General features: G+C 51.0%; 14 protein-coding genes and 1 pseudogene. 12 read left to right on the forward strand and 3 right to left on the reverse strand.

The features are described 5' to 3' along the window. The first annotated feature begins 138 nt into the window (after positions 1 to 138). The 9 genes and pseudogenes from ABV298_RS08660 (at position 139) to ABV298_RS08700 (ending at position 9,269) form a co-directional block, all read left to right on the forward strand. Positions 139 to 519, forward strand: a complete 381-nt coding sequence (locus ABV298_RS08660; protein ID WP_353721745.1) for a hypothetical protein — start codon at positions 139 to 141, stop codon at positions 517 to 519. Positions 520 to 651: 132 nt separating this feature from the next. Then, positions 652 to 1,278 (forward strand): helix-turn-helix transcriptional regulator, encoded by a 627-nt coding sequence (locus ABV298_RS08665; RefSeq protein WP_353721746.1) that lies wholly within the window; start codon positions 652 to 654, stop codon positions 1,276 to 1,278. A 95-nt stretch (positions 1,279 to 1,373) separates the two neighbouring features. Further along, the gene (locus ABV298_RS08670) at positions 1,374 to 2,486 is read left to right on the forward strand and encodes a Gfo/Idh/MocA family oxidoreductase (RefSeq protein WP_353721747.1); all 1,113 of its coding nucleotides are present in this window, start codon (positions 1,374 to 1,376) and stop codon (positions 2,484 to 2,486) included. A gap of 466 nt (positions 2,487 to 2,952) precedes the next feature. After that, positions 2,953 to 3,519, forward strand: coding sequence for a pyridoxamine 5'-phosphate oxidase family protein (locus ABV298_RS08675; RefSeq protein ID WP_353721748.1), 567 nt, complete (start codon positions 2,953 to 2,955; stop codon positions 3,517 to 3,519). Positions 3,520 to 3,603: 84 nt separating this feature from the next. Then, entirely contained in the window at positions 3,604 to 4,524 is a 921-nt protein-coding gene (locus ABV298_RS08680; protein ID WP_353721749.1) for an SMP-30/gluconolactonase/LRE family protein, read from the forward strand. A 169-nt stretch (positions 4,525 to 4,693) separates the two neighbouring features. Further along, positions 4,694 to 7,113 (forward strand): annotated as a pseudogene (locus ABV298_RS08685) (TonB-dependent receptor). 10 nt (positions 7,114 to 7,123) lie between these two features. Further along, positions 7,124 to 8,077, forward strand: a complete 954-nt coding sequence (locus ABV298_RS08690; protein WP_353721750.1) for a DUF4249 domain-containing protein — start codon at positions 7,124 to 7,126, stop codon at positions 8,075 to 8,077. 194 nt (positions 8,078 to 8,271) lie between these two features. Further along, entirely contained in the window at positions 8,272 to 8,685 is a 414-nt protein-coding gene (locus ABV298_RS08695) for a hypothetical protein (protein ID WP_353721751.1), read from the forward strand. Positions 8,686 to 8,867: 182 nt separating this feature from the next. Next, complete coding sequence (locus ABV298_RS08700; RefSeq protein WP_353721752.1) at positions 8,868 to 9,269, forward strand: DUF1398 family protein; 402 nt, start codon at positions 8,868 to 8,870, stop codon at positions 9,267 to 9,269. Here ABV298_RS08700 and ABV298_RS08705 read toward each other — a convergent pair. Then, positions 9,266 to 10,285: a GntG family PLP-dependent aldolase gene (locus tag ABV298_RS08705; RefSeq protein WP_353723159.1), complete on the reverse strand. Its 1,020-nt coding sequence runs from the start codon at positions 10,283 to 10,285 to the stop codon at positions 9,266 to 9,268. The genes ABV298_RS08700 and ABV298_RS08705 overlap by 4 nt on opposite strands. A gap of 117 nt (positions 10,286 to 10,402) precedes the next feature. On the opposite strand from ABV298_RS08705, the gene ABV298_RS08710 reads away from it, so the two are divergent. Together ABV298_RS08710 and ABV298_RS08715 are read left to right on the forward strand one after the other, a co-directional pair. Continuing rightward, a complete protein-coding gene (locus tag ABV298_RS08710; RefSeq protein ID WP_353721753.1) occupies positions 10,403 to 10,585 on the forward strand; it encodes a hypothetical protein in 183 nt (60 codons plus the stop codon). 51 nt (positions 10,586 to 10,636) lie between these two features. Then, positions 10,637 to 11,509, forward strand: coding sequence for an alpha/beta hydrolase family protein (locus tag ABV298_RS08715; protein WP_353721754.1), 873 nt, complete (start codon positions 10,637 to 10,639; stop codon positions 11,507 to 11,509). Between the two features lie 70 nt (positions 11,510 to 11,579). On the opposite strand, the gene ABV298_RS08720 is transcribed toward ABV298_RS08715, so the two are convergent. Next, positions 11,580 to 12,407 (reverse strand): FAD-dependent oxidoreductase, encoded by an 828-nt coding sequence (locus tag ABV298_RS08720; protein ID WP_353721755.1) that lies wholly within the window; start codon positions 12,405 to 12,407, stop codon positions 11,580 to 11,582. Between the two features lie 440 nt (positions 12,408 to 12,847). Continuing rightward, on the reverse strand, positions 12,848 to 15,178 hold the full coding sequence (locus ABV298_RS08725) for a GH92 family glycosyl hydrolase (protein ID WP_353721756.1): 2,331 nt from the start codon (positions 15,176 to 15,178) through the stop codon (positions 12,848 to 12,850). A gap of 110 nt (positions 15,179 to 15,288) precedes the next feature. Here ABV298_RS08725 and ABV298_RS08730 point away from each other — a divergent pair, with 110 nt between their 5' ends. Continuing rightward, a complete protein-coding gene (locus ABV298_RS08730) occupies positions 15,289 to 16,137 on the forward strand; it encodes an MBL fold metallo-hydrolase (RefSeq protein WP_353721757.1) in 849 nt (282 codons plus the stop codon). Positions 16,138 to 16,322 lie beyond the last annotated feature (185 nt).

The following is a 16,322-nucleotide window of genomic DNA, read 5'->3' on the forward strand; positions in this document are numbered from 1 at the left end:
TTACGCTGGGAATCAACCTCTTGTCCCACCCGAAACCCCGCTCGTGTACTTTGTTTACCGGGGTACACGGGCGTAATCTTACTTTTGTCGTGTTCTTAAAATAGAACAAAACTTATAGCCATAAAAAATAAAATAGCCATGAAAACAACAGTCAAAACCTTCATCTGCGCATTTGCGCTCGCAACCGCTTCTTTCACCGCCGGCGCGGCCGACAAAGAGGCAAAAAAAGCTTCCACTTTCGGAACCGGTGTTTACGCCACCAAAACAGGCAAGATCAATGTGCTTGTCGACAAGGCCAACACCGATTCCAAGACGACATTGTTGCTCAGGGACGCCGACGGAACCATCGTATATCGGGAAACGATTTCGAAAGACCACAAAAAATTCGGACGCACCCTGAACCTCGATGCGATGGATCCAGGGAAATACAAGCTGGACATCATTTGCGGCAACGAAATCCAGACCAAGACTTTCGAACTGGCCGAGCAAAAAGTAGAACGTATTCTTACAGTTAATTAAGGTTCAAATATATCGTTTCGTTTCGGGCGGCACCTTCCATTGCGGGAGGTGCCGCTTTTTTTGTATACCTCAGGATAATTTTCCTGTTACCTATTTCAAAACCGGCGTATCAATAGAAAGCGGAATAAACGTTTGATAGAGGCTGTTAACCAACTCATCGAAGACCTTGACCACGAGCGGGTTCTGCTCGCAGACCGGCATTTGAGGCTACAACAGGAAACTCAACCTGATCTGCGCCCAACCCGAAAAGCGATAAGTGATCTAATAGTAGAATTTGAGGCAAGATGCTGGTCCGATGAAGACCTGGTAACCGATGCCCAAATGGAGGAAAGCGAAGCCGCAAAAATTCAGGCCGAAAAAGAGTATGCATTTCTCCGGAAACGGAATAAGCTGATTCTCGCAAAGCTTCAAGAACTTTCATTAAAACAAAAAGACCTTGCGCTCCTATTAAATCACAGCAAATCCTATACTTCTGAATTGCTGAACGGCATCAGGCCGTTTTCGACCAATGACTTAAAATTGATTCATTTACTCTTCGAAATCCCGCTCACAGATCTTATCATCACAATCCCCTCACAGGAAACATTAAGCCGATTGGAAACTGCAATAGATAAAATCTCTTCCTTGAACCCAAAGGCTAGCATGCTACGCGAAACGCTTGCGAAACGCCCGGAGCAAACGGGTTACTGCCGGAAAATTGGGATGAGGACGATTTGCAGGAAGAAACTCAACAGGAAGAACATGTTGGCGACAAATTAACACTTTCAAATAAATGAGTTACTAAATTTCAAGGAGATCGATAGCACAGCTCACTTTTTGCCTTTTGAATATTCAATTTAAAATCACTCATTACTATGGATACCCGTCGAGATTTCCTGCAAAAACTATCCCTGGGCATCGGCGCAACGGCGTTGAGCGACCTCCCTGCATCCGCAAAGGAGCTGTATTCCGGCCCGAAGGCCGACAAGCAGTTGCGCGTGGCATTAATGGGGCTGGGAAGTTACGCTACCCGCGTAGCGGAGGCGATGAAGGACTGCAAAATGGCGACGCTGGTCGGCGCGGTTTCGGGTACGCCTTCAAAACTCGAAACCTGGAAACAGAAATACAATATCCCCGGGAAGAATACCTACAACTACGAGACGGTAAGCGGGATCAAAGACAATCCGGACATCGACCTTGTGTACATTACCACGCCTAACTCGTTGCACCATAAGCACGTATTGCAAATTGCCGCGGCCGGCAAACACGTACTTTGTGAAAAACCCGTCGCCGACAATGCGCAGCAAACCCGCGAGATGATCGCCGCGTGTAAAAAGGCCGGCGTGAAGTTCTATATCGGCTACCGGATGCATTTCGAACCGCATACGCGTGAGCTTATACGCATGCGCGAGGCCGGGGAGCTGGGCAAGATATTGCATGTGAACAACTATATGGGATTCAAATCCGGCGACCCAAACCAATGGCGACTGAAAAAATCCCTCGCGGGCGGCGGGGCAATGATGGACGTGGGGATTTATGCACTCAATGGTGCCCGCTACGCAACCGGCGAGGAGCCGATTTGGGTCACGGCGCAGGAAACGAAAACCGACCCCGTCAAATTCAGGGAGGTAGACGAGACGATCATGTTCCAGCTGGGGTTCCCAAGCGGCATCGTGGCGAGTTGCGGCACGACCTACGCATTCAACAATTATGAGCGGTTGTATGTGATCGGAGAAAAGGGATTTGTAGAACTGAGCCCTGCATTCGGCTACGGGCCCATCAAAGGCCGCACACACCTCGGCCCGATGAACCAGCCCGTGGTTACGCACCAGACACTTCAAATGGACGGTATCGCCGATATTATCCTCAACAACAAACCGGATCCGAATGTGACTGGGGAGGAGGGTTTGAAAGATATGATCGTGGTAGATGCGGTATACGAGTCAATCCGCAAAGGCGGGGCTAAAATTATGCTCGCTGGAAAATAATATATGCATCGTCCCAACATTCTGGTCATTTGCGGCAAGAACAAGCGCCGCAGCCGTACGGCCGAATACATTTTCAAAAACGACCCCCCGATTCAATATCCGGTCAGCCGGATTGAGCCCTCAGAGTAACAGAAAAATCTCTGAGAGCGATCTCAATTGGGCTGACATCACGCTGGTAATGGAAAGCGATCATAAATTCAAGATTCGGAAACTGTATACTCATCTGGATTTGCCGCCCATTCAAGTGCTCGATATCCCGGATGAATATGAATTTATGGATGAAGAGCTGATCGAAATCCTTACAACGAAAATCAATAGTCTGCTGGGAAACACATTTTGAGGCCTGAAAAGATGAAGAACGCGACGTAATGGTGATCGTGAACAAAAGGCAACTGGTAGGATCCGGTTGCCTTTTATACTGTATTAACCTATTATTACAACACGACATATCCAACACCATCGAGTCATGAAAGACTACCCCCAAAGTGTGCGAAGAAAAGACCGCCAGGAGATCGACATCTCTTTCTTGCACGCAATTCTAAACAATGCGATGTCCTGCTCTATTGCCATAGAAAAGGAGGGTTATCCGTTAATCCACGTCGCGTTTTATCACTTCGACCAGGCAAACAATGACATCGTCTTTCATTTCTCTAAGCATGGGCACGCAGGCGAGGAAATTACGGACGGAAAGAAAGCGAGCATTTCAGTATACAAATACGGCAGACTCTATACAGCAGCTAAGGCAGTTGATTTTGGTTGCGAATATCAAAGTGTGATGATCTACGGGACAATCAGAATTATCGAAAACGAAGAGGAACGAATGCAGGCGATGAACGATTTCTTCGACCGGTATTTCAAACATATTCCCAAAGACGATTACGAGGCATTTACATCTGCGCAAAGCAAGCCTATTCACGTGGCCAAAATCCGTATTGAACAATGGTTTGGAAAAGAACACGCGGTGCCGGCGTTGGCAATAGATGCATTTTACCCGGATTTCCCGGCAGTAATGAAACCGCGCGATACGCAATAGCCCCCCACCATCAATCAGTAAAGCCCCAGCCATCCCGACTTTAATAAATTGACCCGGTTCGAAACAACGCCGGGCGCGTTTAATATGCAAAAATTCAAAATCATTATCCCCATGCTGGCCGGCATTGCCGCGCTGTTTACTCCTGTTCTACTATCCGCACAAATTATGGATTCGAAATCAATCGTCGCGCCGGGAGCTCAGGTCGAAAAGCTGGGCAACGGGTACAAATTCACAGAAGGGCCCGTCGCGGACAAAGACGGTAATGTATTTTTTACCGATCAGCCTAACAACAAAATCATCCGCTGGGATGCCGAAACGGGCACATTCAGCACGTTTTCTGACAAAGCGGGCCGCGCCAACGGCATGTATTTTGACAAAAAAGGTAACCTCGTGGCTTGTTCGGACGAGGAAAATCAGGTTTGGTCCTTTGATAAAAAAGGTAATCCGACGGTCCTCGTTAAAGACTATCAAGGCAAGCTGCTCAATGGTCCAAACGACCTGTGGATCGATCCGAAAGGCGGTATTTATCTCACCGACCCTCTCTATAAACGCGATTACTGGAAACGCGACCCGGCCATGCAACAGGACGGCGAACATGTCTACTACCTCGCTCCGGACCATAAAAAGCTCATCCGCGTGGACGAAAGGTTGAAAAAACCGAACGGCATTATCGGAACTGCCGATGGCAAACGACTCTACGTGGCCGATATCGGCGACAACAAAACCTACGTTTACGACATCCGGAAGGACGGTACGCTTGCCAATCGCCAGCTTTTCGTCTCGAAAGGTTCCGATGGTATGATCCTCGACGAAGAAGGCAATCTTTATATTACAGGCAACGGGGTTACCGTTTTCGACCCGTCGGGTACGCAGATTGCCCATTTTCCCGTACATAAAGGCTGGACGGCCAATGTGTGTTTCGGCGGGAAAAACCGGGACATGCTATTCATTACGGCCGAAACGGCGGTATATGGACTAAAAATGCGGGTCAAAGGTGTAAAATAACGGCCCCGATTGCTGCAATGGCGGGATTTCCTGGTATTCCGGGACATTCCGCCATTCTTTTTTTACTCCGATGCAACGGTTTCGGAACATATATCGTCATGGACAAATACAATATTTTCATACTAGATCATTCGTCGGCTCGTTCCTGAACTAACCACACCCCCCGTCTATGCGTCTGATTTTTACGGCATTTCTTCTCCTGCTCCATCTCTTTTCTTTCGCCCAGCACCGTATTACGATCAGCGGTTTTGTGAAAGAAAAAGGCAGCCAGGAGCAACTGCCGGGTGTCAATGTGTACATCGGCAACACCCCTTACGGCGCAGTGACGAACACATACGGCTTTTACTCGCTCACGGTACCGGCGGCGGATTCGGCGACCATTTCCTTTTCTTTTGTGGGTTACGAAAAGCAGGAACGGCGCATTACGCTGCGAACCGATACCGAGTTAAATGTATTTCTCCCCACCATCACACAGCTCGAAGAAGTGGTTGTTTCCGCCCGCAGGCAGGAGGATTATGCAAGCCGGACGGTGCAAATGAGCAAAGTGGAAATCCCCATCCAGCAATTAAAAAAAGTGCCGGCATTTTTCGGGGAAAAGGACGTACTGCGGGTCCTGCAACTGATGCCGGGCGTCCAAAAGGGAACAGAAGGACAAACGGGTTTGTATGTACGCGGTGGCGGTCCCGACCAAAACCTCATAATTCTCGACGATGCCGTGGTTTACAATGCGAATCACCTGTTTGGCTTCTTCTCCATATTCAATTCCGACGCGCTCCGCAGTGTGGAACTGACCAAAGGCGGGTTTCCCGCACGCTACGGCGGCCGGCTATCGTCGGTGTTGGAAATGAACATGAAGGAGGGCAGCAAGGAAAAACTGCATGGCGAGGGGGGAATTGGCCTGATTTCCTCGCGTTTGACCCTGGAAGGCCCTATAAAAAAAGGGAAATCGTCCTTCCTGATCTCGGGCCGGCGAACTTACATCGACGTGCTGGCAGCCCCGCTGATCGCCCGGCAGCAACGCGGCGAAGACAGCCAGGTGAAGCCCGGCTATTATTTTTATGATCTCAATGCCAAAATGAACTACGACCTGGGCGGTAAGGACAAACTTTATATCAGCGGGTATTTCGGACGCGATAAATTTCACGCCAACGAAAAAAGTAGTACAACGGAAACACGTGCCGGGCTCGACTGGGGTAATGCAACAGCCACAATACGTTGGAATCACGTCCTCAACCAGAAACTTTTCGTCAATACTTCATTCATTTTCAGCAATTTCAAATTCGGGGTATCCAGTTATTCCAAAGAGTTGAACCCCGACGGCTCGGTGGACGACGAGTTTAGTCTCGAATACGACTCCCGCATCCGCGACCTGGGCGTGAAAACGGATTTCGACTTTTACCCGTCTTCCCGGCACTCGGTCAGATTTGGCGGGCAGGCTACGCTTCACAAATTCGTGCCGTCGGCGTTGGCGATCGCCGGGACGTTCACCGACAATCCCATCGAACGATCGGTCAAGCCGGTTTATTCACTCGAAACAGGGCTTTACATCGAAGACACCTGGCAGGCACTGGACGCTTTGAAAGTCAATGCAGGCTTACGGATGAGTACGTTTCAGACGGACGTGAGGACTTACGTGCGCCCCGAACCAAGAATTTCCGCCGCCCTGCGCCTGGCCAAAGACTTTTCATTCAAGGCGTCCTACGCTCGCATGAACCAGTATGTGCACCTGCTCTCGAATACCGGCCTTGGCCTGCCTACCGACCTGTGGGTACCTACAACGGCGCGCGTCGCTCCCCAGCAATCCGAGCAGATAGCCGCCGGTTTTGCCAAAGATCTCGAACGCCCGGCACTCACCGTCACGCTGGAAGGTTATTATAAAAAAATGAACAACATCCTTAATTACAGGGAAGGGTCGTCGTTCCTGAGCATCAATGGCGAAAATGCCAATGAACTAAGCTGGGAAGACAATGTGACTTCGGGAAAAGGATGGTCGTACGGCGGTGAATTTCTCATACAAAAGAAAACCGGCAGATTCTCCGGTTGGGTAGGCTACACATTGTCGTGGACTTTTTGGAAGTTTCCCGAGCTCAATTTCGGCAAGACCTTCTTCCCGCGCTACGACCGTCGCCATGATATTTCCGTGGTAGGGATATACGAGCTGGGCAAGCGGGTTACGCTCTCGGCGACGTGGGTGTACGGCACCGGCAATGCACTGACGCTCCCGGTATCGAGCTACCGGGCGGCAACCGACAATTTCGTTACCCGTCTGACGCCCGAGGGCAAACCGGTGATCAACTGGTTCGGTCCTACGGTGAGCGAGTACGGGCAGAAGAACAGCTACCGCGCAGAACCTTTCCATCGTATGGATGTCGCCGTGCAGTTTCATAAGAAAAAAAGCGGCACGAGCGGACCTGGGAATTCGGTGTTTACAATGCATACAACCGGAGGAACCCGTTTTTTTACAATATCGACGAAGAGGTGGTCATACTTCCCAACGTAATGCCCGCGACGCCGGTCACGAAATATTCATTGAAACGTTATTCGCTGTTTCCGGTACTTCCCTATTTCAGCTACAATTTTAAATTCTAAAAGCGGCCACATGTTTTCCCGACAACTCATTCTCCTGTTACTGGCATTCGTCCTGGCCGCGTGTGAATCGCTTGTTACCGATATCGACCAGTCCAAACTCCCGCAGGTCGGTTCCAAATTGGTGGTACAATGCTTTATTTCCCCTCAGGCGGCACGCATTAATGTGGTGGTGACTGAATCGGTCCCGCTTTTTGCCGAACCCGGCCTGAAAGGGGGCGTGATCCGGAACGCGATCGTGAAACTGTCCGACGGGACAAAAGAGGTGGTGGTTCCTTTTGATACAACCGACCAGCTGTATTCGATTGAAAAAGCTGCATTCACGGTTTTACCGGGGAAGACCTATTTCCTTTCGGTAACCGACGGAGCTCGTTCGGTAAGTTCAACATGTACGGTGCCAGCCAGTGCGGTACTGCCCCGGACTTACGAAATCGACACCTCCTATTCGGGAAGCGTGCCGAATCAGGATACTTCGCTCACCGTGAAAATGACCTGGAACGACATCGCGCAGGAAACCAATTACTATCGCGTACGTGCCTGGCTCGATCTGGAATACAGTGTCCCGCAGAGTGCCGACGGCAATAGCGTAAAGGAGAAAAGGCTACGGAACCGTTTCAATATCAACTGGGACGATACCATTGGCCGGAACGATTTCCGCAACGACGTCAATCTGGATGGAGCGAGTTTCAATTCCCCCATCGGGCGCGTCAATCTGCCCGACGTAATGACCATCGGTTTGGGAAACGGCGCCTTTTACACGTTATATCCGAAAAGCAAGATCATATCGGTCACCATGGAGGTTTACAATACCGACGAGCATTATTTCAAATACCACCGCTCACTGCAAACGCGGGGCGACGCCGATAACCCCTTCGTGGAGCCTTCTTTGATCTATACCAATATAGAAGGCGGCCTGGGATGTTTCGGGTCCTACAATGCCGGACAATCGATATATCGTCCCAAATAATCCGGCTTAACTCCTGTTTCTGTTCTACATAATCTGGCAATATGAGGTCAAACTACCTCAAAATGTACATCGCCGGATTGCCATTTGGGTACTGAAATCATTCCTCTCCAAAGGCATACTTTTTTCTCCGTCAGTTCCCAGGATCGCTATCAGCTGTTCATTCGATCAGATCATCAATCTTAAAAATAAATACTATGGACTTGCAAGGAACAGACCAGGATAAGGTTAAGAAACCGCATCCGGCCAACAAAAACATGAGTGAGCCCGATACGCTCCTCGAAACGCTGGAAGATTTACAGGAACAAGGCTATACCTATGACTTCAACCTGACTGCCCATGCCCTGGAAGTACATAAGGACGACGGGATTTGCCTGACATTGTCCCCCGAAGATTTCGATATCGTACAAGTATACCGGTTCGAAGGAATGACTAACCCGTCGGACATGTCGATCCTGTATGCAATCGAGTCCAAAGACGGCCTGAAAGGTACGCTCGTGAGCAGCTACGGCGTGTATGCCGATACGATGTCCAATGAAATGATCAAAAAACTGGATACGCGGAGCTCGCTGATCGTGCACCACCCGGAAGACGACGACATGGCACATTGATTTGCCCGTCTTCGACTCATGACCGATGTTGCTTTGCCGCCGTGGCAAAGCAACATTTTTTGTTCCCGATAAGCCGCCCATCTTTCGGCAAAACCGCCCTCAACCGCCTGGCACAGGTATTTTAAAACTTTCAGGACAGGTATTTTAAAACTTTCAGGACAGATATTTAAAGTGAAGTGATTATGGAAATGATCGAACTGACCGACGAACTCATTCACTCAGCCGAGCAACGGTCTGCCGGCCAGCCCTACCCATATTTCGTGAAAAATCTGAAAGCAATCGGGGTGGACAATTACGAAGTGAAAGTGAAGAACCATAAACGTACTTATACCTCCGTTAATGGCGACAAGCTTATTATCCCGGGTGACCTGCCGGAATTTGAATGTGCCGAGGATTTCAAGCTGGAAGAAGTCAAGGCGGCCATCAAGCGTACCCAGGAGGGCATTACGGATTACCCCACTTTCCTGCGAGAAATCGGGGCCGCGGGCATACACACCTATGTAGCCGATCTTTCGGGCATGAAGGTGATTTATCAGGGCCCCAACTCCGAATATGAATACGAAGAAATGATTCCAGAGGTTTAGAAAGTTTTCAGCCGGCTGCGCATGGCGTCGAGGTGGTCGTCGGTAAAATCGAGGTGTGTTACAAACCTGACCATCCCTTTTCCAAATGTTACCGCCAGAATCCCCGCCTCGGCCAGCCGGCTCACATATTGCTGTTCGGCGAGCCCGTCGTTCAGCCTGATAATGACAATGTTGGTATCGACCGGAAAAATTTCTGCAACTTCCGGCCTCCCGGCAAACATCTCCCCGATCGCCCTCGCCCGCCGGTGATCCTCTTTCAGGCGACTCACGTGATGATCGAGCGCATAAATGCCCGCCGCAGCGAGGAACCCCGCCTGCCGCCATCCTCCGCCCATTACCTTCCTGAAACGCCGGGCCTCGCGGATCATTTCACTCGTACCGAGCAGCAGCGACCCTATCGGGCATCCCAGGCCTTTGGAAAGGCAAATACTGATACTATCGAAAACTTTTCCGTACTGCAATGGGGTTTCTCCCGTTTCGACCAGCGCATTGAACAGCCGGGCTCCGTCCAGGTGAAGTGGTATGCCGCGCCGGGTACAAACTTCACGGATCGCTTCTATCTCTTTAAAGTCGTAATAGCAACCCCCGCCTTTGTTCATCGTGTTTTCCAGCGAAACCAGGCGCGTTACCGTCGAGTGGACATCGTGCTCCGGGCTGACCGCCTCCGCTACCTGCCCTGCCGAGAGCCTGCCGCGGTCGCCTTCGAGAAGTTTGACGGACGAAAAGGCGTTCAACATGATGCCCCCTCCCTCGTAGAGATAAATGTGAGAATGTTTGTCGCAGATGACGTCGCTCCCCGGTCGTGTATGCACACGGATCGCCAGTTGGTTGGTCATGGTGCCGGAAGGACAAAACAGGGCATCTTCCATCCCGAAGAGCTTTGCCGCCTTATCCTGTAATGCATTCACCGTGGGATCGTCGCCCAGCACATCGTCGCCGACTTCCGCCGCCCACATCGCCTCCTGCATTTCCCTGGTGGGCCTGGTAATGGTGTCGCTGCGCAGGTCTATTTTCATTTCAAAAGTATTCATCGGGTATCTAATGCGATTTTGTGCCAAATTAATGCTTAAAAGCTGATTTGCGGGCAGGTATTGCTTACTTTAAACGGGTATATTGCGGCAAAATCAAGCATTATGGAATTCGACGAGTATCTGAGATCAAAAAAAATAGATGCGGAAGCATTCAAAAAGGGCGATGCGCTGCGGTACCAGGAATGGAGCAGCCTGTTTGAAACAATGCATCCCGAAAGTTTTACGGCACACAAAAAATTCCTGATCAACGAAACCCGCCGGCGTTACCATCTCAACGAAGAATAGCGGTAGGACTGGCGCATTTGCAATCTTTTATCAAAAACCTAAAACGTGCCTATGAAAAAGTTAACTTTCCTCATTCTCTTTTTTGTTTCGCTCCATGCCTCTGCGCAGCAAGGTCTTGTGAAAGAAAGCCTGAAACTGAACAGCAAGGCCATGGGCAAGGAAATCAGGTATAATATTTACCTTCCTGCCGACTACGATAAAACCAACCGCAGTTACCCGGTGCTTTACCTTCTCCACGGCTATTCGGATGACGAAACCGGGTGGACGCAATTTGGCGAAGTGCAGCATATTGCCGATAAAGCCATCGCCGGCGGCGACGCCCCCGCGATGATCATCGTAATGCCCGACGCCGGTGTCACTTTCTACATCAACAGCGCCGACGGAAAGGCCAGATACGAAGATTTCTTCGTAACGGAACTGATCCCCCACATCGAATCGACATACCGCGTTCGCGCTAAAAAGGAATTCAGGGCTGTGGCGGGACTTTCGATGGGCGGCTACGGTACGATGATCATGGCTACCAAGCATCCCGATCTGTTTGCGGCGGCGGCTCCTTTGAGCGGGGCGTTCTGGTCGGACGAAGAGCTATCCAATATGCCTGCCGAGCGCTACGACGGCCTGTTGGCCGGATTGTATGGCAAAGCAGCTCCGGGTAAAGAACGCCTTTCGGAAAACTGGTATAAAAATTCAATCCTTAAAATAATCGAAACCGCTCCGGTTGATAAACTTAAAACCGTAAAATACTATATCGATTGTGGTGACGATGATTTCCTTATCAAAGGTAATATGAACCTTCATGCCGCTATGACCGATAAGGCCATTCCTCACGAATTTCGCGTGCGCGACGGCGGGCATACCTGGACGTACTGGCGCACGGCGTTGCCCGAGGTGCTGAAATTCGTGGGGCAGAGCTTCCACCGCTGATACAAAAATACCCCCCGGAAAGTGTCCAGCTTCCTGGGGGCAGTGCAAACATTCCGGGCGCCTTTGTATCCTATCCTCTCATTTCTTCCATTAACTTCATCAATATCCCGACGGTTTTCTCCGTCTGTTCCCGGCTCGGTGTGGTGTCCCAATTACCGACGATGCCATTGCTTCCGATGTAAATGCCGTCTTTACGGGCGATGAAATTGGCGCCTTGAGTGTATAACTTGTAGTTCACATCTCCCTGTGGAATAAGGCATGAAAGCTGACCTGAAATTGGCGTCAGCTCTTCGTCGTTGAATACCGGCTTCGCTCCCAGGCCCATGCAATTCACAACTACTTTTTCAGGCAACGCATCGATATCTTCCACTTTTTTGATTTCCTGGATTTTGACTTTCCCGCCAAACATCGTGAAATCCTGCAACTGGTGCCGCAAATAGGTCGGAATGTTGAACATGATATTCGTCCGGCGCGTCACATGGTCGGCTTTGAAAGGGTGTTCCTTCTTTTCGAGTCGCACGCGTTCGGGCAGCAGGCCGTCTATCTCGAAATCTTCGCCACCGGCTCCGGGGGTATAAACCGGGGCTTGTTTGAACACCCCGTATTCCTCCGCCCAGCAGGCAATGTCGTTCATTCCCAAAAGAAACTGGAACCGTCTGAACGAAAACCGCGTCGCTTGCTCCCAGGTATCCTTGAATTCCGGCCTGGCAATCTTCTTGTCGCAGACCCGCGACGCCGGCGACCACGTGCCGGTGGCGAGGTTGCTCGTTACGTTCGGGGGCACGTCTTTGGTGTAAATAGTTACTTCGCAGCCGCTTTCCTGCAATAATCGGGACGTCGCGATACCCACTGTTCCGCACCCCAGCACCGCTATTTTTTTCTCCTGTCGCCAGCACATTCCGCCGCGCGATGTCACCGGTACCCCACGACAACGACCAGCCGCTTCCGCCGTGGCCATAGTTGTGGACGATCGTCTTGTTACCTAATTTTTCCACATCGAGGCGCGGTCCCGAGGCCCGGAAAGGCCGTAATCCGACCGTCTCTTTTACGATGCGGTCCATCGACAGGCGTAATTTGGGGATCTGATGATACCCCCTGCTGATGTGAAAATGTTTGTCGGGATACCTCCTTTCAGGTCCGGGCGCACAGGAAGTGGCTACTGCGCCCAACGCGAAGCTGGCCGGGATGGCCTTTTCAAAAAAATCTCTGCGGTTCATTGGGTTGGAGTGAATGATAATGGTTTTGTGGAATTTAGCAACCAACCGCTACGAATACAAATTTTATATCGCTATTTTGTTATTTATCCAAATATTATCTCTTAAAATTAAATTAATACCATTATCTCTTAAAGGCAGGGCCTTGGGAAAGCGAAAACGGCATGTCCGCCTCCTGTGTCCCCCATTGCATATTGGGCCTGTCGCCCATCTGCAGCACGAGCGTTCCTCCTTTGAGCAGCTCGGCGTGGGTAATGTAAGTCCGGGTAAACGGCTTTCCGTTCAGCGTTGCCGACTGAATGTAGCGCGCATTATCGGAAACGCCTTTTGCCATCACCGTAAACCTTCTGTTCTTTCCGACATTCAACGATATTTCGCTGAACACCGGGCTTCCGAGCACATACTGATCGGTCCCGGGCGCGACAGGGTAAAAGCCCATCATACTGAATGCCAGCCAGGCCGACATTTGTCCGCCATCCTCGTTTCCGCTCAACCCGCCCGTGCCGGTATCGTATTCGCTCCGGATAATGGCGCGTGTCCATTGCTGCGTTTTCCAGGGTTGTCCCGCAAATGCATAGAGGTAGGCGATCTGATGATTGGGCTCGTTGCCATGCCAGTAATATCCCCGGTTGAATAGCGTATCCAATTTGCCGATAAAACGGCTTTTACCTCCCATTATCTCCTGCAATCCCGCGATGTCGTGTGGCACAAACCACGTGTATTGCGCAGGCGAGCCTTCCGTAATAAAACTGGCACGTTTGGCGAACGGATCGAAATTCGCAATCCAGCGCCCGTCGGCATAGCGGCCGCGCGCGTAGCCGGTCGACGGATCGATCACGTTCCGGTAGTTCATTGCACGTTCGCGGAGCCGGTCGGCATCTTCTTTTTTGCCCAGGCCGGCCGCCAATGTCCCCAGGCAGAAGTCGTCATATGCGTATTCGAGCGTTCGGGAAACCTGCTCCCGCTTGTGAAACGCCTGCCAGACGCTGTCTTCCAGCGGCACATAGCCGTACTGCAGGTAAGATTTCAATGCGCGGCGCCCCTGGCCCGCTTCGTAACTTTTGGCATTAGTATTTATTTCAAATGCGTTTTTCCGCAGATAGATGTACGCACTGTTTACATCAAAATTCCGCACATTCTTCGCGTAGGCGTCCGCGATGACCGACAATGCATGGTCGCCCACCATCGCCGCCGTGTAGTGGTTCCAGCAGGGAAAAATCGGCATCCAGCCTCCCTGCTCCGCTTTTTTCACGAGCGACTGCATCATATCGCCGGCGCGTGCCGGTTCCAGCAGGATTTCCAGCGGCATAGCCGCACGGAATGTGTCCCATAAGCTGAAATCGCAATAGTAGTCGAAGCCCTCCGCCTTTTGAAGCGGCGTACCGCCCGCGAACGAGGGGTAGCTCCCGTCCACGTCGGAGAAAAGTCGGGGAGATAACTTCGTTCGGTACAATGCACTGTAAAAAAGCGTTTTATCATCTTCGCTCCCTTGCACGCGGACTTTCCCCAATGCCTCGTTCCAGGCAGTTCTGGACAATTCCCTGACGGCTTCAAAAGTTTTTGTACCCAGTTCCTTTTCGAGGTTCGCGCGGGCGCCTTCAATGCTGGTAAACGACGTCCCGATGCGAACGGTAACGGTCTGTTTTTCATCTCCAAATCCCACATAAGCCCCAAGTCGCTCCCGGTTGCCCTTGCCCGTGAGCATTCTGCCCATCGGTGTAATGGTATCCGCCAGCCACACGCCCGACTGCATGAATTTTTGATCGAACTTCATCACAAAATATCCGCTGATTCCCGCGGGCTGTCCCGCTCCCTGATAAATGCGGTGCACCGGGTTGTAGCCCACGATTTCGCCCCGGTCCCGGAGGATTTCGACGAAACCTTCGCCCTCGTCGCTATTGGGTTCAACAACGATAAACGATTCCTCTCCGCTCCCGAATTTAAACCGCATGACGGCCGTCCGGGCAAGCGCCGTCACTTCGGCGTGGATCTGATGGTCCTGCAACCAGACCCCGTAATGGTCCGGTGAGCTTTGCTCTTTTTCGTGACTGAATACGCTGGCCCTCTTCTCCGGATCGGTGATGAGCTCGCCCGACAGCGGCATCACAGTGAACGATCCGTAATCCTGCACGCAGGACCCGTTGAGCCAATGCGTGCCGCGAAATCCCTGAAATTTGTTGTCGTTGTAGTAATAAGGTGCAATGCATTTTGTTTCTCGGGCACGGGTCTGCGGCGTCCACTGGGTCATTCCATTCGGAACGCCCGCTGCGGGAATCGTCTGTCCTTTCAGTTCGCTGCCCGCCTCGCTATGTGCCCTGGCACTTTCCGTTGCCGACGGCGCGGTACCGATTATCGTCGCGACGTAGTCGACCGGCGTCTTTTGCGCACAGGATTGATTATCAATACAAAACACCGACAGGAACAGTAAACCGACTGACAGAAAAGGTACGCGCATGGTTAGGCTTGTTATGAATTCAGGGCGGAAGATCGAAAAAATTATGGTATGTTAGGTCGACGGAATGTTGACATTCCATTAAAGCAGACGAATTAAATCCTGAAAACCCTATGAAAATCCACATCATCGATACCGGCTTTTTTAAACTCGACGGCGGCGCAATGTTTGGTGTCGTCCCGAAAGCGCTTTGGAATAAACAAAACCCGGCCGATGAAAAAAACCTTTGCTCCTGGGCCATGCGGTGCCTGCTGATCGAAAACGGGACAAAATTGATACTGGTCGATACCGGAATAGGGAACAAGCAGGACGACAAGTTTTTCAGCCATTACGACCTCCATGGCGATGCAACATTGCTTTCGTCCATCGAAGAAAAAGGATTCGGCCCGGCCGACATCACCGACGTGTTCCTCACCCACCTGCATTTCGACCATGTCGGCGGCGCGGTCCGGTTCAGCCGCGACGGTTCCCGCCTCGTCCCCACGTTCCCGAATGCGGTTTACTGGTCGAACGAAGCACATTGGCTATGGGCTACCAACCCCAATCCACGCGAAAAGGCCTCATTTTTGAAAGAAAATATATTACCATTGCAGGAATCGGGGCAATTACAATTTGTGGCAAATGGGCACTCTCCCTTCGGAAATATCAGTCTGATGAACGTCGACGGCCACACCGAGCAAATGATGCTGCCGGTTATCCATTACAAGAACCGGAAAATCATTTACTGCGCCGACCTTATTCCATCGTCGTATCATGTGCCTGTTCCCTGGATAATGAGCTATGACATGCGCCCCTTGCAAACCATCGAAGAAAAACAGGACATTCTCCGGCAAGCCGCCGACGAGGAGTGCATATTGCTTTTCGAGCACGACCCTGTTTACGAGGCGGCGTTGGTGGAGCATACCGAAAAAGGCGTCAGAATTCGCGAGCGCGGGGCACTGAGAGATTTTCTGATTGAGTAGGTGCCACTATTTCCTTATATTTAAATCGGTTAAAGAGGACTTCGGTTATTGCATTTCGGTGATCACCGAATTCGAAATTACACCGGCACTACACCTGATCAAGCGCAGTATTGGGAGGATTTTTTGATCAGAACTGATATCCTTGCATTCGAGAGAGAGATCGCCCATGCGGCTGCCGATATTAG

The sequence above is a fragment of the Dyadobacter sp. 676 genome, assembly GCF_040448675.1.
In the GTDB taxonomy this organism is placed as follows: Bacteria; Bacteroidota; Bacteroidia; order Cytophagales; family Spirosomataceae; genus Dyadobacter.

Coding starts and splice junctions, on each gene's coding strand:
- ABV298_RS08660 (WP_353721745.1), top strand. CDS start 139: ATGAAAACAACAGTCAAAACCTTCATCTGCGCATTTGCGCTCGCAACC.
- ABV298_RS08670 (WP_353721747.1), top strand. CDS start 1,374: ATGGATACCCGTCGAGATTTCCTGCAAAAACTATCCCTGGGCATCGGC.
- ABV298_RS08675 (WP_353721748.1), top strand. CDS start 2,953: ATGAAAGACTACCCCCAAAGTGTGCGAAGAAAAGACCGCCAGGAGATC.
- ABV298_RS08680 (WP_353721749.1), top strand. CDS start 3,604: ATGCAAAAATTCAAAATCATTATCCCCATGCTGGCCGGCATTGCCGCG.
- ABV298_RS08690 (WP_353721750.1), top strand. CDS start 7,124: ATGTTTTCCCGACAACTCATTCTCCTGTTACTGGCATTCGTCCTGGCC.
- ABV298_RS08695 (WP_353721751.1), top strand. CDS start 8,272: ATGGACTTGCAAGGAACAGACCAGGATAAGGTTAAGAAACCGCATCCG.
- ABV298_RS08700 (WP_353721752.1), top strand. CDS start 8,868: ATGGAAATGATCGAACTGACCGACGAACTCATTCACTCAGCCGAGCAA.
- ABV298_RS08705 (WP_353723159.1), bottom strand. CDS start 10,285: ATGAAAATAGACCTGCGCAGCGACACCATTACCAGGCCCACCAGGGAA.
- ABV298_RS08710 (WP_353721753.1), top strand. CDS start 10,403: ATGGAATTCGACGAGTATCTGAGATCAAAAAAAATAGATGCGGAAGCA.
- ABV298_RS08715 (WP_353721754.1), top strand. CDS start 10,637: ATGAAAAAGTTAACTTTCCTCATTCTCTTTTTTGTTTCGCTCCATGCC.
- ABV298_RS08720 (WP_353721755.1), bottom strand. CDS start 12,407: ATGTGCTGGCGACAGGAGAAAAAAATAGCGGTGCTGGGGTGCGGAACA.
- ABV298_RS08725 (WP_353721756.1), bottom strand. CDS start 15,178: ATGCGCGTACCTTTTCTGTCAGTCGGTTTACTGTTCCTGTCGGTGTTT.
- ABV298_RS08730 (WP_353721757.1), top strand. CDS start 15,289: ATGAAAATCCACATCATCGATACCGGCTTTTTTAAACTCGACGGCGGC.